The organism is Mesorhizobium sp. B3-1-8, assembly GCF_006439495.1.
Lineage (GTDB): Bacteria > Pseudomonadota > Alphaproteobacteria > Rhizobiales > Rhizobiaceae > Mesorhizobium.
Genome location: NZ_VFTK01000007.1, coordinates 145,418 through 164,037, shown reverse-complemented (window position 1 = coordinate 164,037; position 18,620 = coordinate 145,418). Strand labels below are relative to the sequence as shown.

The window sequence follows — 18,620 nt, the reverse complement described above, 5'->3', positions numbered from 1 at the left end:
CTTTGAAGTGAGGGGACACTAGACCGTTGGGACCAGCGACCGCAAGTTCACATCACCTATCGTGAACAGTTTGAAACATGAATCGTTGATTTTATCGGACATTTGCCGCCGGGGCCTTTTCCGTTACAGGAGAATGTGATTCAACCGGCCGTCCGCGCCCGTCGGACACCGGAATCACGAGCAGGGGGAACATGGCCAAGGAAGCGCGCGGCGATTTCTATCCGGTACCGATCGTCGACCAGAACACGCGTCCGGGCGCCGTCACCAGGCTCATCGTCTTCATCGTCGTCTTGACCGGCGCCGCGATCGTCTTCGGACTGTTCCGCGAGCGTCTCGGCGATCCTTTCCTGCTCGGCATGCTCGGCGTGCTCGCAATGATCGGCGTCGGCTTCCTGTTCGCGACCGCGATCGGTTTCGTGCAGATCGCGCCGCGCTCGACCGGCGACGAATTGTCGAAAGCCTTCGTCGACTCGATGTCGCAGGGCCTTGTGGTCACCGACACCAAGGGCCGCGTCGTCTACGCCAACCGCGCCTATGCCGATATGACGGGTGCCGCCTCGGCCGCCGATCTCAAGACCGTCGAAGGGCTGCTTTCGGATGTTCCCGAGGCCTCGATGACGATCTACCGGTTGGCGTCGGGCCTGCGCGACGGCCAGGCCGGCGACGGCGAGTTCCGGCTGGCGCAGTCGATCAAGCCGGGTGCCGAGCCCGGCGCGCGCTGGTACCGCGCCCGCGCCCGCGCCTTCAGCATGCCCGGGCAAAGGCTGCCGATGCTGGCCTGGCAGCTCGCCGACATCTCGCAGGAACGAGCGGAGCAGGAGCGTTTCTTCCTCGACCTGCAGAAAGCCATCGACCATCTCGACCATGCGCCGGCCGGGTTCTTCTCGGCCGACCAGGAGGGCCGCGTCACCTATATCAACGCCACGCTCGCCGAGTGGCTGGGCATCGACCTTGCCTCCTTCACGCCGGGCGCCATCACGCTGCCGGAAATCATCGCCGGCGACGGCATGGCGCTGGTCCGCTCGGTCAAAGCCGACCCCGGTACCACCCGCAACGCCGTCATCGACCTCGATCTCACCACCATGAGCGGCCAGGCGCTGCCGGTACGCTTCATGCACCGCGTTTCCGCGAGCCGCGAAGGCGTGAACGGCCCGACCCGCACGATCGTGCTCAACCGCACCCAGGGCGAGGACGCTTCTGCGGAACTCAGAGCCTCCGAGGTTCGCTTCACCCGTTTCTTCAACTCGACGCCGATGGCCATTGCCGGCGTCGATGCGAACGGACGCATCCTGCGCACCAACGCCCCGTTCCTGCAGCTGTTTTCGTCCGTGGTCGACCGCGACGCGGTCGACCGGCGGGTGCGGTTCGAGACCATCGTTCACGAGCGCGACCGGCCGGCTTTCGCCACAGCCTTCGAGAAGGCCCGGCAGCGGCAGGCCAATATCGAGCCGATCGACTCCGTGCTGCCCGGCAACGAGGAGCGCCACATCCGCTTCTACGTCAACGCCGTCGCCGACAGCGCGGGCAGTGAAGGCGCCGAGGAATCGGCGATCGTCTACGCGGTCGAGACCACCGAGCAGAAGGCGCTCGAGGGGCAGATGGCGCAGAGCCAGAAGATGCAGGCGGTCGGTCAACTCGCCGGCGGCATCGCGCATGACTTCAACAACGTGCTGACCGCCATCATCATGGCGTCCGATCTTCTCTTGACCAACCACCGGCCGTCGGACCCGTCCTTCCCCGACATCATGAACATCAAGCAGAACGCCAACCGGGCGGCCTCGCTCGTGCGGCAATTGCTGGCCTTCTCGCGCAAGCAAACGTTGCGGCCGGAAGTGCTCAACCTGACCGATGTTCTGGCCGATCTCAGGATGCTGCTCGCCCGGCTGGTCGGCAACGACATCAAGCTGAAGATCGACCACGGCCGCGACCTGTGGCCGGTCAAGGTCGATATCGGCCAGTTCGAGCAGGTGGTGGTCAATCTCGCCGTCAATGCGCGCGACGCCATGCCGAGTGGCGGCGATCTCACCGTGCGCACCCGCAATGTCACCGCCGACGAGTGCAAGTCCTTCGCCTATCGCGAACTGGCGCCGGCCGACTATGTGCTCGTCGACGTCGAAGACACCGGCAGCGGCATCGCGCCCGACGTGCTGAAGAAGATCTTCGAGCCGTTCTTCACGACCAAGGAAGTGGGCAAGGGCACCGGCCTCGGCCTGTCGATGGTCTACGGCATCATCAAGCAGACCGGCGGCTTCATCTTCTGCGATTCCGAGGTCGGCAAGGGCACGGTGTTCCGTATCTTCCTGCCGCGCCACATCGCCGAGGTGAAGAAGCAGGCAGAGCTCGGCGAGGCGCCGGCCGCGGCGGCGGCCCCGACCAAGCCGGCCGATACGGCCAAGGATCTTTCCGGCTCGGCCACCGTGCTTCTGGTCGAGGACGAGGACGCCGTGCGCATGGGCGGCGTCAGGGCGCTGATCTCGCGCGGCTACACCGTGCATGAGGCGTCTTCCGGTGTCGAGGCGCTGGAAGTGTTCGAGGCGCTCGGCGGCAAGGTCGACATCGTCGTCTCCGACGTGGTGATGCCGGAGATGGACGGGCCGACATTGCTCGGCGAACTGCGCAAGCGCCAACCGGACATCAAGTTCGTGTTCGTTTCGGGCTATGCCGAGGACGCGTTTGCGAAGAACCTGCCGGCCGACGCGCATTTCGGCTTCCTGCCGAAACCGTTCTCGCTCAAGCAACTGGCGACGATCGTCAAGGACGTGCTGGAGTCCTAAAGAAGCTAGCGCTTGCACATTGCGGCAGCCCTGCCCATGATGGTCGTCGGATGGGTCTATCATGGGGATGGTAGCGCGTGACGCCGCATATCGAAGCGGGCCGGGGGGACTATGCCGAAACGGTGCTGTTGCCGGGCGATCCCGAGCGCGCCCAATGGTTGGCGGAAACTTTTCTGGACGCGCCGCGCTGCGTGAACCGTCGAAGAGGCGCGCTAGGCTTCACCGGACGGTTCCGCGGCAAGCCGGTCAGCATCCAGGCAACCGGCATCGGGGTGTCGTCTTTCCTGATCTATGCCTTCGAGTTGCTGGATTGTTACGGCGCCAAGACACTGATACGCACCGGCACCTGCGGCGGTTTGTCGGAAGATGTGCCCCTGCGCGGCGTCGTCATCTCCAGCGAGGTGCGGGCCGAGGGAGCAATCAGTGGGCAAGTCTTCGGGCTTTATCAGCCGGCCGGGCCGGATCCGGCGCTGCATGCGCTGGCGCTTCGACGCGCGGCCGATCTCGGCATCGCCTGCAGCTCGGGACTGACCGTTTGCAGCGACGTGTTCCACCATCCCGATGGCCGCGCCCGGTTCGACGAGCCGATCGCGCTGGGGGCGTTGGCCGTCGACATGGAGACCAGCGCCCTCTACAGGATTGCGGCGCAGTTCGGCGCGCGAGCGCTGTCGCTGCTCACCGTTGTCGATCATATCGCCACCGGCGAGCTGACCGATTATTCGGAGCGCCAGGCTCTCTTCACCGACATGACCCGGCTGGCGCTCGAAGTCGCGGCCGGGAGCTAGGCGGCTTCCTGCTTCAACGCAGCCTGCTCCTCGGCGTTGGGGCGATGGCCCCGCAGATAGAGCGCGCAGGTGGTGCGCAGCATGGAAGCGAAGTTCGGAATCTGGCCGTTGATCTCGATCGCCTCGTCATAGAGCTTCGAGATGAATTTCGGCGTCGTCAGTCCCTGGCTGTCGGCGATCTCGTCAAGAAGACCCCAGAATGTCGCCTCGAGCTGGATGCTGGTCGAATGGCCGTCGATGCGGATCGACCTGTTGATCTGCCGGTAGCCTTCCGGATCCTGTCCGGCAAAGACTCTGCACATCGGTACCTCCCGTTCTTGTTTGTCTTGGGCGCCGATTGAGTTGCTGGCGCCTTTTTGAACACTGCCTGCGTTTGTCATTTTCGATCCGATGGCCGGCAACGGCAATCGGACTTTCGTCCTTGAAGCGCGCCGCTTGAAACCGTTTCGGCGCGCCCCGCTTCAAGCCTTTGTTTGCTGCATGCCGGTCCCCAAAACCGCGGCAGCCTTTGGACAGCATGCAGCTAAAACTGGAGCGACACTAGCCGTTTTCCAGTTTCGTGCGTGGTAATCGGCTGCCACCACCTTTTTTCGCCGGCGCGCATAATCGTTTGCGTAAGCACCAGAAGCTGCGGAGACCGATTTGGCGAAGGCGATCCATTCCATGATCCGGGTTCTCGACGAGGCGCGGTCCGTCGATTTCTACAACAAGGCCTTCGGCCTCGAGATCGCGCAGCGGCTCGATTTCGAGACCTTCACGCTCATCTATCTCAGCAATGGCAGTTCGCTGTTCGAGGTGGAGCTGACGGTGAACAAGGGGCGCACCGAACCCTATGCGCTCGGCGACGGCTACGGCCATCTCGCTGTCTCGGTCGCCGATCTCGACAGCGAGCACGACCGGATCGGCGCGCTCGGTCTCAATCCGAAGAAGATCGTCGAGTTCAACCGCGACGGAGCGCTGATCGCCCGCTTCTTCTTCATCGAGGATCCCGACGGTTACAAGATCGAGGTCCTGCAGCGGGGAGGGCGCTTCCAATAGGGGATATTCGCCGCGGAGGGGCGCGGCGCCAGCAACGGCACTCCCTCAGGGGGTGCGAACAGCAAGCAGGGAGGAAATCATGGTTACAGTCTACGAGAAGAAGCCGGGCTACGAGAAGAAAGCCGGGCTTTCGCGGCGCGAGCTTCTCAAGCGCGGCGGCGCTGGTGCGCTGCTCATCATCGCCGGCAGCGCCGTCATCAGCCCCGAACACGCCTGGGGTCTCGAAACCTCGGCGCTGAAGCCCGAGACGATGGCGACGCTGATCCAGGTGGCGCGCGACATCTATCCGCACGACCAGGTGCCGGACAAATACTACGCCATTGCCGTCAAGGGCCACGACGAGACTGCAGCCAAGGACCCGGCCCACAAGGAGCTGATCGAGAAGGGCATCGCCGAGCTCGACAAGAAGGCCGGCAAGGGCGGCTATCGCGGGCTTGGCTGGGAAGAGGAGCGGGTCGCGCTGCTCACCGGCATCGAGAAGACGCCCTTCTTCCAGGCGGTGCGCGGCGGCCTCGTCGTCAGCCTCTACAACCAGAAGGAGGTGTGGCCGATCTTCGGTTACGAGGGCGAGTCCTACTCCAAGGGCGGCTACATCGCGCGCGGCTTCAACGACATCGAGTGGCTCTGAGCCGCTCTGTCCCGAACCGCATTTCGACAGATTTCATGGGAGGAAACCATGGCAGCATCATTTGATCTCAAGAACGACGGCGTGGTCGTCATCATCGGCTCCGGCGCCGGCGGCGGCACGCTCGGCAACGAACTTGCGCAGAAAGGCATCGACGTCGTCATCCTCGAGGCGGGCGCCCGCCACGAATATGAGGACTTCATCAACGACGAGTGGGATTCCTTTGCCCAGCTTGCCTGGAAGGACAAGCGCACCACCTCTGGCGACTGGCGGGTCGCCAAGGATTTCCCGAACCTGCCGGCCTGGATCGTCAAGTCGGTCGGCGGCTCGACGACGCACTGGGCGGGCGCCTCGCTGCGCTTCCAGGAACATGAGTTCAAGACGGCCTCGACCTACGGCAAGGTCAAGGGCGCGAACCTGCTGGACTGGCCGGTGACGCTGGCCGAGATGGAGCCTTATTACGCCAAGGCCGAAGCCAAGATGGGCGTGACAGGCACCAACAACTGGCCGCGGCTGCCCGGCAACAACAACTTCAAGGTGCTCAAGGCCGGCGCCGACAAACTCGGCTACAAGGAGTGCCACACCGGCAACATGGCCATCAATTCGGTGGAGCGCGACGACCGCAACTCCTGCCAGCAGACCGGCTTCTGCTTCCAGGGCTGCAAATGGGGCGCCAAATGGTCGACGCTCTACACCGAGATCCCGAAGGGCGAGACGACCGGGCATCTGGAAGTCCGGCCGAACTCGATGGCGATCAAGATCAACCATGACGCTTCCGGCAAGGTGACCGGCGTCGTCTATGCCGACAAGGACGGCAAGCTGCAGGAGCAGAAGGCCCGAATCGTCGCGGTCGCCGGCAATTCGATCGAGAGCCCGCGCCTGCTGCTCAATTCGGAATCGTCCAAATTCCCGCATGGGCTTGCCAACTCATCCGGGCAGGTGGGCAAGAACTACATGCGCCACACCACCGGCTCGGTCTATGCCATCTTCGACAAGCCGGTGCACATGTATCGCGGTACAACCATGGCCGGCATCATCCGCGACGAGGCGCGCCACGATCCCTCGCGCGGCTTCGTCGGCGGCTATGAGATGGAAACCTTGTCGCTTGGCCTGCCATTCATGGCGGCCTTCCTCAACCCAGGCGGCTGGGGCCGTTCCTTCACCACGGCGCTCGACCATTACGACCATATGGCGGGCCTGTGGATCGTCGGCGAGGACATGCCGCGCGAGGAGAACCGCATCACGCTGCACAAGGATGAGAAGGACGAGCACGGCATGCCAATCGCCGACGTCCATTTCGACGACCATCCGAACGACGAGGCAATGCGTGACCATGCCTACAAGCAAGGCCAGGCGCTCTACGCCGCGGTCGGCGCAACGCGGACCTTCCCGACACCGCCTTATCCGTCGACCCACAATCTCGGCACCAACCGGATGAGCGAGAAGCCGGAGGATGGCGTCGTCAACAAGCACGGCCAATCGCACGATATCAAGAACCTGTTCGTTTCCGACGGCAGCCAGTTCACCAGCGGTGCCGCGGAGAACCCGACGCTGACCATCGTGACGCTGGCGATCCGCCAGGCCGACTACATCGCAGCCCAGATGTCGGCAAAGACTATCTGACCTCCCGACTGCCTGCTGGCGCGGGACCCGTGAGGGTTCCGCGCCTTTTTTATGCGGGCTATCTTCTGGTGCAGGTCGATGCCGTGAAGGCACCGTCCTGCTGCTTCATGATGATGTCGAAGGAGGGACCGCTTGGGTCGTCCAGCGTCGCCTGGGTCATGGAGATCGAATTGCCGCCGCTGGTGTAGCCGCCGAGCGGACCAAGCCAGGTGATCTCGCCATTGGGATTCATCTGGTAGTTATAGGTTCCCGAAGCGCCAAACGTCACCGGCCCACTATAGACATTGCCCTTGATGGTGATGTCGCCGAGATTGAGGAACAGGCCGAGCAGGTAGACCTCGCAGTGATAGGCGCCGTCCGGCAATTTGCCATCGGTGAAATCGGCGCGAGCGCCGCCGGCGGCGGAGACAAGAAGCAGGAAACTCAGGATCGTTCGGGCCATGACGTCGCTCGTTTGCGCGGCGACCTTGCCCCATTTTGCCATAGGCCCGCAACAGGGCTGATCAGCCCGGCTTTGCCCTCATGGTGAAAGTTTAGGCATTTTTACCGTTTGGGCAAAATCTAGGCAGCATTGCGTAAATTTTTCTCAACCCGCTGCATTGCAGTGGATGCGAAAAGTTTCCCGGCTACCGGATAACCGCCTGTAATCTCTTCGTTATCCTGAAATTCCGTCGACCGCATTCCCGTCTGGCACGTCGCTTGCACAGTGTATGTTGCGATGCAAACAATCACGCTTGGGAGTGTGTCATATGAGGGGTAACTTCGCGAAAATTACAAAAATCCTGTCGGCGGGCGTCGTCGCTGCCGGCCTGCTAGCCTCGGCTTCCGCCAAGGCGGCTGAAGACACGATCAAGGTCGGCATCCTCCATTCGCTGTCGGGGACCATGGCGATTTCGGAGACGACGCTCAAAGACGTCATGCTGATGCTTATCGACGAGCAAAACGCCAAGGGCGGCCTGCTCGGCAAGAAACTGGAAGCGGTGGTCGTCGATCCGGCGTCCAACTGGCCGCTCTTCGCCGAAAAGGCGCGCGAGCTGATTTCCAAGGACAAGGTCGCGGCCGTGTTCGGCTGCTGGACCTCGGTGTCGCGCAAATCGGTGCTGCCGGTGTTCTCGGAACTCGACAACATTCTGTTCTACCCGGTCCAGTATGAGGGCGAGGAGAGCGAGCGCAACGTCTTCTACACGGGTGCGGCGCCGAACCAGCAGGCCATCCCTGCTGTCGATTACCTGATGAGCGCCGATGGCGGTTCGGTGAAGCGCTGGGTGCTTGAAGGCACCGACTACGTCTATCCGCGCACCACCAACAAGATCCTCGAAGCCTATCTGAAAGCGAAGGGCGTGCCGGCCGAGGACATCATGGTCAACTACACGCCGTTCGGCTTCTCCGACTGGCAGACCGAGGTTTCGGCGATCAAGAAATTCGGTTCGGCCGGCAAGAAGACGGCCGTGGTCTCGACCGTCAACGGCGACGCCAACGTGCCGTTCTACAAGGAGCTCGGCAACCAGGGCATCAAGGCCGAAGACATTCCGGTCATGGCCTTCTCCGTCGGCGAGGAAGAACTGGCCGGTCTCGATACCGGGCCGCTCGTCGGCCACCTCGCCGCCTGGAACTACTTTGAAAGCGTCGATACGCCCGAGAACAAGAAGTTCATCGACGACTGGCACAAGTTCATCAAGAACGACAAGCGCACCACCAACGACCCGATGGAAGCCCACTACATCGGCTTCAACATGTGGGTGAAGGCGGTCGAGAAGGCCGGCACCACCGATCCGGACAAGGTCATCGACGCCATGGTCGGCGTGTCGGTGCCGAACCTGACCGGCGGCTATTCGACGATGATGCCCAACCACCACATCACCAAACCGGTGCTGATCGGCGAAATCCAGGCCGACGGCCAGTTCGAGACCGTCTCGCAGACGCCTGGCCTGGTGATGGGTGACGAATGGTCCGACTACCTGCCTGATTCCAAGGACCTGATCTCCGACTGGCGCGCGCCGCTCAGCTGCGGCAACTTCAACGTCAAGACCGGCAAGTGCGGCGGCAAGGGCACAAACTGATCCTCCCAGGTCCTTCGGGTCGAGGAGTGGCCCCACGATCCGAGACCGCTGCCCGGGCAGGTTCCTCAACCCGCCCGGGCAAGATCACCGAAACCAGGAAAGCTGCTTGAAGACGACAATGCTGCTGCTGCGCGCAATTGGTCTGATGTTGCTGCTGACGATGGCTGGACTGACGCCGTCGAAGGCGGCCGAGGCCGATCTTCGCGCATCGATCGCCAAATTCGCGACGGCAACCGGCTTCTCGGCTACCGAGGCCGTCGTGCACGAGCTTGCCGCGAGCGGCGATCCGGCCGTCGAGCGACCCCTTTCGGCGCTGGCCGACGGCAATCTCTACATTCGCAAGGGCGACTCACAGGTCTTTGTCGGCAAGGAAGCGGGAGACAGCATCGAATTGCTCGATCCCCTAAGCGGCGAAAAGACGGCCGACGCCGCCAAGGCCGATCTCACCAAGATCAAGGTCAACAACGGGCTCCGCCGCACGATCCGCGATGCCTTGGGCACGTTGACCTTGCGCGCCAAGGACGCGAGCGTGCGCCTTGCCGCGGCGATGACGATGTTCAAGACGCCAGACGCGGCGAACATCGAGCCGCTCGATGCCGCGATTGCCGCCGAGACCGATCCCGCCGTCAAGACGATGTTCGATGAAGCGCACGCCGCGTCCATCCTGGTCTCGGATAAGCCGGAGGCGGACAAGCTCGCGGCGATCTCGGTGATCGCGACCCGCGGCGACCGCGACGCGCTCTCGCTGCTCACCTCCGTCGAGGCCAATGCGCAGAGTGCGGTCAAGGATGCGGCGACTGCCGCGATCGGCAAGATCAATTCGACGCTGGCGCTGTGGGATGCCGGGCAGAACATCTGGTACGGCATCTCGCTCGGGTCGGTGCTGCTGCTCGCCGCGATCGGGCTCGCCATCACCTTCGGCGTCATGGGCGTCATCAACATGGCGCATGGCGAGATGGTGATGCTCGGCGCCTACACCACTTTTGTCGTCCAGCAGGTGATCCGCACCTCGTTCCCCGGCCTGTTCGACTGGTCGCTGGTCATCGCGCTGCCGCTCGCCTTTCTCGTCGCCGCGCTGGTCGGCCTCGCCATCGAGCGCGGCATCATCCGCTTCCTCTACGGCCGGCCCCTGGAAACGCTTTTGGCCACCTGGGGCGTCTCGCTGATCCTGCAGCAGGCGGTGCGCACCATCTTCGGCCCGACCAACCAGGAGGTCGGCAATCCGTCCTGGATGTCGGGTTCGTTCGATGTCGGCCAATTGGCGATCACCTGGAACCGGCTGTGGATCCTGGTGTTCGCGCTCGCCGTGTTCGGCGTGCTGCTCTATGTCATGAAGCGCACGTCCTGGGGGTTGCAGATGCGCGCCGTCACCGCCAACCGGCGCATGGCCGCCTCGATGGGCATCAAGACGCCATGGGTCGACGCGCTGACCTTCGCGCTGGGCTCGGGCATCGCGGGCATTGCCGGCGTGGCGCTCAGCCAGATCGACAATGTCTCGCCCAATCTCGGCCGCGGCTACATCATCGACAGTTTCATGGTCGTGGTCTTCGGCGGCGTCGGCAATCTGTGGGGCACGCTGGTCGGCGCCTTCTCGCTCGGCATCGTCAACAAGTTCCTCGAGCCCTATGCCGGCGCGGTGCTCGGCAAGATCGTCGTCCTGGTGCTGATCATCCTGTTCATCCAAAAACGTCCGCGCGGCCTGTTCGCGCTGAAGGGCAGGGCGGTGGAAGCATGATCGTGAAGCGCTTCTTTTCGGCCGACCGCCGCATCGCCGTCACGATCCTCGCGCTGCTCGCCGCAGCCATCGTCGTGCCGCTGCTCAACCTGGCAGTCTCGCCGCAAAGCGCCTTCTACATCCCGCCCTACATCGTGGCGTTGGTCGGCAAGTATCTCTGCTACGCGCTGCTGGCGCTCGCGCTCGACCTGGTCTGGGGCTATTGCGGCATTCTTTCGCTCGGCCACGGCGCCTTCTTCGCACTCGGCGGCTATGCGATGGGCATGTATCTGATGCGCCAGATCGCTTCGCGCGGCGTCTATGGCAACCCCATCCTGCCGGATTTCATGGTGTTCCTGAACTACAAGGAGCTGCCGTGGTTCTGGCACGGCTTCGACCATTTCTGGTTTGCGGCGCTCATGGTGCTTGCGGTACCGGGCCTGCTCGCCTTCGTCTTCGGCTGGTTCGCCTTCCGCAGCCGCGTCACCGGCGTCTATCTGTCGATCATCACCCAGGCGATGACCTATGCGCTGCTGCTCGCCTTCTTCCGGAACGACATGGGCTTCGGCGGCAACAACGGCCTGACCGATTTCAAGGACATACTCGGCTTCAGCGTGCAGGCCGACGCGACGCGCTCGGCGCTGTTTGCGGCGAGCGCCGTCACGCTTGCGCTTGCCGTCTTCGTGACGGCGACGATCGTTCGCTCCAAATACGGCAAGCTGCTGATGGCCGTGCGTGACGCCGAGAGCCGCACCCGCTTCCTCGGCTGGCGGGCCGAGAACGTCAAGCTCTTCGCCTTCACCGTCTCGGCCATCATGGCCGGCATAGCCGGCGCGCTCTACGTGCCGCAGGTCGGCATCATCAATCCCGGCGAGTTCGAGCCGTCCAACTCGATCGAGGTGGTGATCTGGACCGCCGTCGGCGGGCGCGGCACCATCGTCGGCCCGATCATCGGCGCGCTGTTGGTCAACGCCGGCAAATCCTGGTTCACCGGCGTGATGCCGGAATTCTGGCTGTTCGCCCTGGGCGGGCTGTTCGTCGCCGTCACGCTGCTTTTGCCCAAGGGCATCGTCGGCATGTGGGACGGCTGGCGCGGCAGAGCGAAGGCGCTGCGCGCGGCTTCGCTTGCGGCGGAAGCCGGCGCCGATCCGCAGGCGCCCGAACCGAAGATCGTGCGCTCGGCGGCGACGACACCGGGCGCCTGGTCGGCCACCGGCCCCGAGCCGCAGCCGGCGGAGTGAGCGATCCATGAGCAAGTCCAACACCATCCTTTATCTCGACGGCGTGTCGGTCTCCTTCGACGGTTTTCGAGCCATCAACAATCTGTCGCTGGTGCTCGACAAGGGCGAGATGCGAGCGATCATCGGGCCCAATGGCGCCGGCAAGACGACGATGATGGACATCGTCACCGGCAAGACACGGCCCGACGAGGGCGAAGTGTTCTTCGACGGCCAGGTCGATCTCACCCGGCATGACGAGGCCGAGATCGCCATGATGGGCATCGGCCGTAAATTCCAGAAGCCGACCGTCTTCGAAAGCCACAGCGTCGAGGACAATCTCATGCTGGCGCTGAAGGGGCCGCGCTCGATCTTCCCGGCGCTGTTCCATCGCCGCTCGACAGCCGAGACACGGCGCGTCGACGACATACTCGGCATCATCCGTCTCGGCGACAAGCGCGACGAGTTCGCCGCCAATCTGAGCCACGGCCAGAAGCAATGGCTGGAGATCGGCATGCTCTTGGCGCAGGACCCCAAGCTTCTCCTCGTCGATGAACCGGTCGCCGGCATGACCGATGCCGAGACCGAGGAGACCGCTCGCCTGCTCAAGGATATCGCCCGCGACCATTCGGTGGTGGTCGTCGAGCACGACATGCATTTCGTGCGCGAGCTCGGCGTCAAGGTCACCTGCCTGCACGAAGGCTCGGTGCTGTCGGAAGGCACGCTCGATTTCGTCTCGGCGGACGAGCGCGTCGTCGAAGTTTATCTAGGGCGGTGAAGGATGATCTGGCGGATTCCATTCCATCGTTTCGATTTCGCTTTTTTGAAGCGCTGGACAAGGGGCTGAACCATGCTCGAAGTCTCCAATGCCACGCTGCATTACGGCGCCGCCCAGGCGCTGCGCGGCGTTTCGCTGAAGGCCGGTGCCGGCAAGATCACCTGCGTGCTCGGCCGCAACGGCGTTGGCAAGACCAGTTTGATGAGATCGATCGTCGGCCATCACCGGCTGACGAGCGGAAGCGTTGCCTTCGAGGGGAAGGCGCTCGACCGGAGCGCGGCGTATGATCGCGCCCGGTCGGGCATCGCATTCGTGCCGCAGGGCAGGGAGGTTTTTCCGCTGCTGACGGTGCGCGAGAACCTGGAATCGGGTTTCGCGCCGCTCAGGCGTGCAGACCGTAGTGTTCCGGCACATGTCTTCGAGCTGTTCCCGGTCTTGAAGCAGATGCTGTCGCGCCGCGGCGGCGACCTTTCCGGCGGGCAACAGCAGCAACTCGCCATAGGCCGGGCGCTGGTGATGCGGCCCAGGCTCCTGGTGCTCGACGAGCCCACCGAAGGCATCCAACCTTCGATCATAAAGGATATCGGCCGCGCCATCCGGTATCTCCGCGACCAGGCGGGGATCGCGGTGCTTCTGGTCGAGCAATATCTCGACTTCTGCCGGGAGCTTGCCGACGAGGTCAACATCATGGATCGCGGCCAGATCGTGCATACCGGTCCGGCCGAGGACCTCGACCGGGCGGATGTGCGGAAGTTCCTGACAGTGTAGCGCCGGTCGTCATCCTTTAGCGAAGCAGCGACGCCGCGCACCGATGCCGGATGATGCGGTGGTGCAGAATAATAGCCGTTCAACCTCGCTCCTACCGTCCTACGTTTTTGCACCGTTAGTGACGCTTCGAAGTAACGGAATGGATCCTCAGGTCTTCGCTTCGCTTCGCGTTACTACGCCCAAGGAGGACGAAGTGTTCGACGGCTCTGGTGCGTCGAATACCGCATGCTAATCTTTTCTTGGCCTTGGTGAGTCGGCCGCTTTCCGTATCAGTCGCGAATGAGGGGGAAGGCGCGCGGACACCGTCCGCAAGTTCCACGCAAGCAAGCCTGCTTAGCTTTCCCCGCAGTGATTGTCGGTCAACGCGTCCAAAAAGAATCTTGCCAGGGGACGGCGATGGAACGTTTTGTCGAGGACTACCAAAAGCGGCGTCTCACCGAGCGCGTCGATATCATGACCGCGATCAACATCCTGATGTCGCAAGGCTATGACGAGGATCATCTCCTGGATGAGATCACCAAGGTTTTCTACGTCGATCTCGACGCCTTCAACGAAGTGATCTCACACCATTGACGGCTTGCGTTCAATCTCGACTGCAGATGAAACGAGTGCCAACCTCAACTCTCAGGTCGCGCCAACGGAAATAACCACCTGCCGTCGATGATTTCTGCCCGCGGTCGAAAGAGACGCACCGTGTAGTTCCAACCGGGTGTGATCGGCAGACAATTCAGGACCTGGCCGTCGCACCCGCCGAACTGGATGCTGACGGCACCGTCAGCCCCTTTTTTCGCAGTGAGGCTGTTCACCGAATAGGCGTTATCCTTGTTGGGCTGGAGATAGCCTTCCTTGTTGTAGACGGTGAGTGACCAGAAGCCGTCGACAGGCACTTCCCCAACCGTCAATTTGTGGATCGTGGCGCCGTCATTCCGCGCAGGCGTCGTCGGAAGATAGAGAGAGTCCTTCTCGGGAGCCCCGCCCCAAAGCATAGCGCTTCCGATCAGATGCTTGACGGGGTCGACCTGATCTTCAGTGGCGCCAAACATGCGGCGCGTGTCGGAAACTGTCGTTCCCAACTGCAAGAGCGCCGCCTGCACTTTCTTGAGGCTTGCCTCGTCCCAGTTGGGGACGTCAAACGTGCCTGTCCCCTCCTGAGAGAATTGCACCGTATCCTGCAGCGCGTGAACCTGTTCGATATCTGCCTTATTCGTGTAGTTGACAAGGAAACGCACGACGGCAATCGCATAGCGAGTGCCGATCGTATCCCGGGTTAGCGTGTAACTGCCGGCATCGTAGAAGGTGGCCCGGCTGTATTGATCTTCATTGACGACCTGTAGCCCCATGAAGCGCCTGCCCGCGTCCGGGAGCGTAATGGTCGCCGGCCCGGCGTCGAGATCGACAATCACAAACGAGTACAGCGTGTCGCGGTTGGGGCGAACGATGCCTTGCTGCACGGGAGGGGCGAGCTCGCGGCCATGCCGGAATTTCCCGAAGCCGCCGCTCTTGACCACCCCGGCGAAATAAACATCGGTCTGCGCGCGGTTGTAGTTTTCGAATGTGACGGCTTGGGCTGTCGAAGGACTTGCCTGTGCCCACGTGACGGAACTCGCTAGCAACAATGACATGCCTATCAAAATCCTGATGCCGGCCTTCTTCATAGTGCCCTCCGGGTCGGAGATCTTACGATCCCGGGTTTGCTACGCCGGCCAGATGTGGAAGTGAACAGTCAGCCTTGACAGTCATCCTATCAAATATGGTAGGCCATGCCGCATGGATTTGAACGCTACGCGGATGTTTGTTGCGGTCGTCCAGGCGGGCAGCCTGTCGGCGGCAGCGACTCGTCTCGGAATGCCCCTTCCAACACTGAGCCGCCGTGTCCGGGAACTGGAGCGGCAGCTCAACGTGCAGTTGTTGGCCCGCTCGGCACGCGGCACCAGACTGACTGACGCTGGCATGAGGCTGTACGAGCACGCCGCTCGCGGTGTCGAGGCATTGCTGGAGGCAGAGCAGGCTGTGGTGAGCGACCAGGCCCAGTTGAGAGGACGTTTGCGGCTGTCTTTTCCGCCGACGGTCCAGCCATGGTGGGATTTGCTCACCGCCTTCCAGCATCGCTATCCGGACATACAGATCTATGTCTACTCAACCGAACGTCGGCTGGACCTGATCGAGGACGGTATCGATATTTCCCTACGGGTCGGCGCGATCGTTCACGAGGGCATGGTGGCGCGACAGATGATGTCCGTCCGCAATATTCTCGTCGCCAGCCCAAAGTTGGTCGAGCGTTTCGGTATGCCGGCCGATCCCGATGCGCTTCATCGCTTGCCGTGCGCGGTGTGGGCCTCGCGCGTCGATACTCCTGTCCGCTGGCAATTGGGCGACCATGTCATTGAACCGAACGCGATTCTGTCCACAAATGACTATCAGCACCTGTTTAGTCGTGCGCTCGGCGGCGATGTTGTGACAGAGTTGCCGCCGTTCCTGGCGGCTGCGCCCATTCGCGAGAAGCGCCTGGTGAGGCTGCTACAGCAATATCCCTTGCCCGAGTGGTCAATCAATCTGCTGTATCCGCCACAGCGCCACCGATCGACTATCGTCAGGGCATATCTCGACTTCTGCCAGAGCTACCTCCCGAAGATCGTGCAAGCCTGCGAGATCGATGCCGACGAATAGGTAACGGTTGCGAGCGACAGCTAGCCCGCGCGGCGCAGTGCTGCTGCGAGCACGCGGTTGCGGCCGTCTCGCTTGGCGGCATAGAGCGCCTTGTCGGCGGCCCTGAGCACTTTGTCGAAGCTCATGCCGTCCGTGCTGCCGAAGGCGAAGCCGGCGCTGACCGTGCAGCGCAATGGCCCGGTCTCTGTCTCCACCGTGCGCGCGGCGAAGGCGGCCCTGACGCGTTCGGCCGTCGCCTCGGCTGTCTCGGGCAAGGTGCGCCTCAACACCATGGCGAATTCCTCGCCGCCCATGCGGGCAACCGAGTCGCTCGGGCGCAGATCGGCGGAGAGCACTTCGGCAAAGACCTTCAGCACCTCGTCTCCCGCAGCGTGACCGAACTGGTCGTTGACCGCCTTGAAGCCGTCGAGGTCAAACACCACCACAGCCGTGAAAGCGCCGACAGGTGTCTTGCCGTGAAGGTCGAACAACGCGCGGCGGTTGAGCAGCCCGGTCAAGGCATCGGTCTGCGCCTCGCGCTGATGATGGCGGGCTAGCCGCCCCTGGTTGAGCGCCAGCGACAATGCGCCGATGCCGGTCATGGAGGCGATGACGATGACAAGGCTCAGATCCTCCGCCCAATTGCTCGGCGCATGGCCGAGGACGAGCTTGCCGTCCCATGCCAGCACGGCCGCGCACAGCACGAAGGATGCGGCCGTCAACGAATAGAGCAGCGCCACGCCGATGAGGTGGACGGGGGCCTCCGCGCGACTCCGCCAATATTGATACGCGGTGCCGAACAGCAGCAGCGCGGCCAGGGCGTTTTCCAGCATGAAGCCCAGCCCGTCATAGCCGATCGCCATGGGCGGCAAGGCGAGAGCATAGGAAATGCCGACGCCAAGCGCGATAAACGGCAAGGGCGAGCGTCTTGTCCTGAATTGATGGGCAGCGCCAAGCATCACGGAGAAGCAGAGCAGCAGCAGCGCCAGCGTCAGCACGCCAAGGGCCGTTCCGGGTCTCTTAATATAAGCCTCGTAGGCAAAGACCTCGGCCACGACTACCAGCACGCTGATCGCCCAAGTCAGCAGGAATTTGTCGGAACGGGCGGTCAGCCATGTTCCGAACAGTGTGAGGCTGAGGCAGGCTGCGGAGAAGCCGACGGCCAGCAGCAATGAATTGTAGTCGAGAAGCATGCACTCGCCCTTGCCGCCGCCGGGTCTCTGCAACCTGTCGTGCGTGCATTAGTGCGGCAAGGAAGTATCGATTACGTTACGATAGCGGTGAAGATGCCATTAATTCAGAAGACCGCCACCAACAATAGCAGGATGATGCCGACCCCCATCATCAGCAGACCCGGCCAGTTCTGTGAGAGGCCGAGGAAACCGAGGCCGCGCCGGCGTGGCTCAAGCGTCGGGCCAGGCGTTGTGAGGTTTGGCATCGGGCGATCGGAGGCTGCAGGTGCTGGATCGCTAAGTTTCCCGCGCCTGAGGACCGCACCCGCCATGTACACAATGCCGGCGACAATGAGCAATGCCCCGATGAGGATGACAGCCATATCACCTCGCTTTCTTCGGGCTCTCCCGATGCCGGAGCCCGGGCCATTGTTCCGCGACGCTCAACCGCTATGGAAACCTGCTCCCGGCGAGAAAGGCAAAACGGTCAAGACGCCCCGTAAGTTCCGACGAAGCTGCCGGAGGCAAGGCGCAGCCGACACCAGGCAGGCAGGATCCGATGCTCAAACAAAAGGATATGGCCGCAGTGAAGGCTCGCCTCAATCGGTTACCCGCTTCATCAGCGCCATGGCGCCGAATGGCGCGCGCACCTTGCCCTCGGTGATGAAGTAGGCGAATACGTCGCGCGGCTTGACCGGCGCATCGGTCTCGGGATCGGCGCGCGGCAGGTCGGCGGGTTGCTTGCCTTGTGCCCATGTCTTCACCCGTCCCGCCCATTCGTCCAGGCCTTTCGGCGTGTAGCAGTCGGGGTTGTCGTCGCTGCCGGTCTGCAGCCGCGCATAGACGAAGTCGCCGGTGACATCGGCGATCGCCGGATATTTCGCGTGGTCGGCATAGACGATCGCGGCGTTGTATTTTCGGGCGAGCGCTGGAAACTCCGGCACGACGAAGCTGTCGTGGCGCACCTCCAGCGCGTGGCGCAGAGGCACGCCGTCCTGCTTCTCGGGCAGAAGTTTGAGAAAAGCTTCGAAATCGTCGGCGTCGAATTTCTTGGTCGGCGCGAACTGCCAGAGAATCGGGCCGAGCTTCTCGCCGAGCGCGGCGACGCCGGAGCCGAGGAAGCGCATCATCGACTCTCCCGCCTCGCCAAGCACGCGGCGGTTGGTGATGAAGCGGTTGCCCTTGAGCGAGAAGACGAAGCCGTCCGGCGCGTCGTTGGCCCATTTGACGAAAGTCGGTTCCTTGAAGCTGGAATAGTAGGTGCCGTTGACCTCGATGCTCGGCACTTGGCGGCTGGCATAGTGCAACTGCTTGGCCTTGGCGAGCTTCTCCGGATAGAAGGAGGTATCCCAGGGCTCAAAAGTCCAGCCGCCCATGCCGGAGCGGATCTTTCCTTGGCTCATCGTCTTCCTCCTCCGTT

18 protein-coding genes are annotated in these 18,620 nt (G+C 62.8%); 12 read left to right on the top strand and 6 right to left on the bottom strand.

What is annotated here, in order from left to right; genetic code table 11:
• The first annotated feature begins 191 nt into the window (after window positions 1-191).
• Together FJ424_RS09130 and FJ424_RS09125 are read left to right on the top strand one after the other, a co-directional pair.
• On the top strand, window positions 192-2,774 hold the full coding sequence (locus FJ424_RS09130; protein WP_140652972.1) for an ATP-binding protein: 2,583 nt from the start codon (window positions 192-194) through the stop codon (window positions 2,772-2,774).
• A gap of 77 nt (window positions 2,775-2,851) precedes the next feature.
• Window positions 2,852-3,559, top strand: coding sequence for a purine-nucleoside phosphorylase (locus tag FJ424_RS09125; RefSeq protein WP_140652974.1), 708 nt, complete (start codon window positions 2,852-2,854; stop codon window positions 3,557-3,559).
• Here the strand turns inward: FJ424_RS09125 and FJ424_RS09120 are convergent.
• On the bottom strand, window positions 3,556-3,861 hold the full coding sequence (locus FJ424_RS09120; RefSeq protein WP_140652977.1) for a ribbon-helix-helix domain-containing protein: 306 nt from the start codon (window positions 3,859-3,861) through the stop codon (window positions 3,556-3,558). The two genes, FJ424_RS09125 and FJ424_RS09120, sit on opposite strands and share 4 nt — an antisense overlap.
• A 340-nt stretch (window positions 3,862-4,201) precedes the next feature.
• Here FJ424_RS09120 and FJ424_RS09115 point away from each other — a divergent pair, with 340 nt between their 5' ends.
• The 3 genes from FJ424_RS09115 to FJ424_RS09105 all read left to right on the top strand — a co-directional run bounded on the left by FJ424_RS09115 (window position 4,202) and on the right by FJ424_RS09105 (window position 6,845).
• Complete coding sequence (locus FJ424_RS09115) at window positions 4,202-4,597, top strand: VOC family protein (protein ID WP_140642927.1); 396 nt, start codon at window positions 4,202-4,204, stop codon at window positions 4,595-4,597.
• Window positions 4,598-4,676: 79 nt separating this feature from the next.
• Window positions 4,677-5,225, top strand: a complete 549-nt coding sequence (locus FJ424_RS09110; protein ID WP_140652979.1) for a gluconate 2-dehydrogenase subunit 3 family protein — start codon at window positions 4,677-4,679, stop codon at window positions 5,223-5,225.
• 48 nt (window positions 5,226-5,273) lie between these two features.
• Window positions 5,274-6,845 (top strand): GMC family oxidoreductase, encoded by a 1,572-nt coding sequence (locus tag FJ424_RS09105; protein ID WP_140652981.1) that lies wholly within the window; start codon window positions 5,274-5,276, stop codon window positions 6,843-6,845.
• A 58-nt stretch (window positions 6,846-6,903) separates the two neighbouring features.
• Here the strand turns inward: FJ424_RS09105 and FJ424_RS09100 are convergent, their stop codons facing one another.
• Complete coding sequence (locus FJ424_RS09100) at window positions 6,904-7,287, bottom strand: hypothetical protein (protein ID WP_140642919.1); 384 nt, start codon at window positions 7,285-7,287, stop codon at window positions 6,904-6,906.
• Window positions 7,288-7,594: 307 nt separating this feature from the next.
• Here FJ424_RS09100 and urtA point away from each other — a divergent pair, with 307 nt between their 5' ends.
• The 6 genes from urtA (at window position 7,595) to FJ424_RS09070 (ending at window position 13,955) form a co-directional block, all read left to right on the top strand.
• Entirely contained in the window at window positions 7,595-8,905 is a 1,311-nt protein-coding gene (gene urtA / locus FJ424_RS09095; protein WP_140652983.1) for an urea ABC transporter substrate-binding protein, read from the top strand.
• 118 nt (window positions 8,906-9,023) lie between these two features.
• Window positions 9,024-10,640: an urea ABC transporter permease subunit UrtB gene (gene urtB, locus FJ424_RS09090; protein ID WP_140653164.1), complete on the top strand. Its 1,617-nt coding sequence runs from the start codon at window positions 9,024-9,026 to the stop codon at window positions 10,638-10,640.
• The gene (urtC, locus tag FJ424_RS09085; protein ID WP_140652985.1) at window positions 10,637-11,860 is read left to right on the top strand and encodes an urea ABC transporter permease subunit UrtC; all 1,224 of its coding nucleotides are present in this window, start codon (window positions 10,637-10,639) and stop codon (window positions 11,858-11,860) included. The genes urtB and urtC overlap by 4 nt, the downstream gene beginning before the upstream one ends.
• 7 nt (window positions 11,861-11,867) lie before the next feature.
• Complete coding sequence (gene urtD / locus FJ424_RS09080; RefSeq protein WP_140642910.1) at window positions 11,868-12,614, top strand: urea ABC transporter ATP-binding protein UrtD; 747 nt, start codon at window positions 11,868-11,870, stop codon at window positions 12,612-12,614.
• Between the two features lie 72 nt (window positions 12,615-12,686).
• Window positions 12,687-13,382, top strand: coding sequence for an urea ABC transporter ATP-binding subunit UrtE (gene urtE / locus FJ424_RS09075; RefSeq protein WP_140652986.1), 696 nt, complete (start codon window positions 12,687-12,689; stop codon window positions 13,380-13,382).
• Between the two features lie 396 nt (window positions 13,383-13,778).
• On the top strand, window positions 13,779-13,955 hold the full coding sequence (locus FJ424_RS09070; protein ID WP_095765283.1) for a hypothetical protein: 177 nt from the start codon (window positions 13,779-13,781) through the stop codon (window positions 13,953-13,955).
• Between the two features lie 44 nt (window positions 13,956-13,999).
• On the opposite strand, the gene FJ424_RS09065 is transcribed toward FJ424_RS09070, so the two are convergent.
• A complete protein-coding gene (locus tag FJ424_RS09065) occupies window positions 14,000-15,037 on the bottom strand; it encodes a DUF1254 domain-containing protein (protein WP_140652988.1) in 1,038 nt (345 codons plus the stop codon).
• 112 nt (window positions 15,038-15,149) lie between these two features.
• Here FJ424_RS09065 and FJ424_RS09060 point away from each other — a divergent pair, with 112 nt between their 5' ends.
• Entirely contained in the window at window positions 15,150-16,049 is a 900-nt protein-coding gene (locus tag FJ424_RS09060) for a LysR family transcriptional regulator (RefSeq protein WP_140652990.1), read from the top strand.
• Between the two features lie 20 nt (window positions 16,050-16,069).
• Here FJ424_RS09060 and FJ424_RS09055 read toward each other — a convergent pair whose 3' ends face one another.
• The 3 genes from FJ424_RS09055 to FJ424_RS09045 form a co-directional block, all read right to left on the bottom strand.
• Complete coding sequence (locus FJ424_RS09055; protein ID WP_140652992.1) at window positions 16,070-17,221, bottom strand: GGDEF domain-containing protein; 1,152 nt, start codon at window positions 17,219-17,221, stop codon at window positions 16,070-16,072.
• Window positions 17,222-17,325: 104 nt separating this feature from the next.
• The gene (locus tag FJ424_RS09050; RefSeq protein ID WP_140642900.1) at window positions 17,326-17,583 is read right to left on the bottom strand and encodes a hypothetical protein; all 258 of its coding nucleotides are present in this window, start codon (window positions 17,581-17,583) and stop codon (window positions 17,326-17,328) included.
• 216 nt (window positions 17,584-17,799) lie between these two features.
• Window positions 17,800-18,603, bottom strand: coding sequence for a DUF72 domain-containing protein (locus FJ424_RS09045; protein ID WP_140652994.1), 804 nt, complete (start codon window positions 18,601-18,603; stop codon window positions 17,800-17,802).
• Between the last annotated feature and the right edge of the window lie 17 nt (window positions 18,604-18,620).

Bases quoted from the DNA above. Each gene is read 5' to 3' on its own strand.
- FJ424_RS09100 (WP_140642919.1), bottom strand. From the start codon at position 7,287: ATGGCCCGAACGATCCTGAGTTTCCTGCTTCTTGTCTCCGCCGCCGGC.
- urtB (WP_140653164.1), top strand. From the start codon at position 9,024: ATGCTGCTGCTGCGCGCAATTGGTCTGATGTTGCTGCTGACGATGGCT.
- FJ424_RS09120 (WP_140652977.1), bottom strand. From the start codon at position 3,861: ATGTGCAGAGTCTTTGCCGGACAGGATCCGGAAGGCTACCGGCAGATC.
- FJ424_RS09050 (WP_140642900.1), bottom strand. From the start codon at position 17,583: ATGGCTGTCATCCTCATCGGGGCATTGCTCATTGTCGCCGGCATTGTG.
- FJ424_RS09045 (WP_140652994.1), bottom strand. From the start codon at position 18,603: ATGAGCCAAGGAAAGATCCGCTCCGGCATGGGCGGCTGGACTTTTGAG.
- FJ424_RS09055 (WP_140652992.1), bottom strand. From the start codon at position 17,221: ATGCTTCTCGACTACAATTCATTGCTGCTGGCCGTCGGCTTCTCCGCA.
- urtC (WP_140652985.1), top strand. From the start codon at position 10,637: ATGATCGTGAAGCGCTTCTTTTCGGCCGACCGCCGCATCGCCGTCACG.
- FJ424_RS09070 (WP_095765283.1), top strand. From the start codon at position 13,779: ATGGAACGTTTTGTCGAGGACTACCAAAAGCGGCGTCTCACCGAGCGC.
- FJ424_RS09065 (WP_140652988.1), bottom strand. From the start codon at position 15,037: ATGAAGAAGGCCGGCATCAGGATTTTGATAGGCATGTCATTGTTGCTA.
- urtE (WP_140652986.1), top strand. From the start codon at position 12,687: ATGCTCGAAGTCTCCAATGCCACGCTGCATTACGGCGCCGCCCAGGCG.
- urtD (WP_140642910.1), top strand. From the start codon at position 11,868: ATGAGCAAGTCCAACACCATCCTTTATCTCGACGGCGTGTCGGTCTCC.
- FJ424_RS09105 (WP_140652981.1), top strand. From the start codon at position 5,274: ATGGCAGCATCATTTGATCTCAAGAACGACGGCGTGGTCGTCATCATC.
- FJ424_RS09130 (WP_140652972.1), top strand. From the start codon at position 192: ATGGCCAAGGAAGCGCGCGGCGATTTCTATCCGGTACCGATCGTCGAC.
- FJ424_RS09110 (WP_140652979.1), top strand. From the start codon at position 4,677: ATGGTTACAGTCTACGAGAAGAAGCCGGGCTACGAGAAGAAAGCCGGG.
- urtA (WP_140652983.1), top strand. From the start codon at position 7,595: ATGAGGGGTAACTTCGCGAAAATTACAAAAATCCTGTCGGCGGGCGTC.
- FJ424_RS09060 (WP_140652990.1), top strand. From the start codon at position 15,150: ATGGATTTGAACGCTACGCGGATGTTTGTTGCGGTCGTCCAGGCGGGC.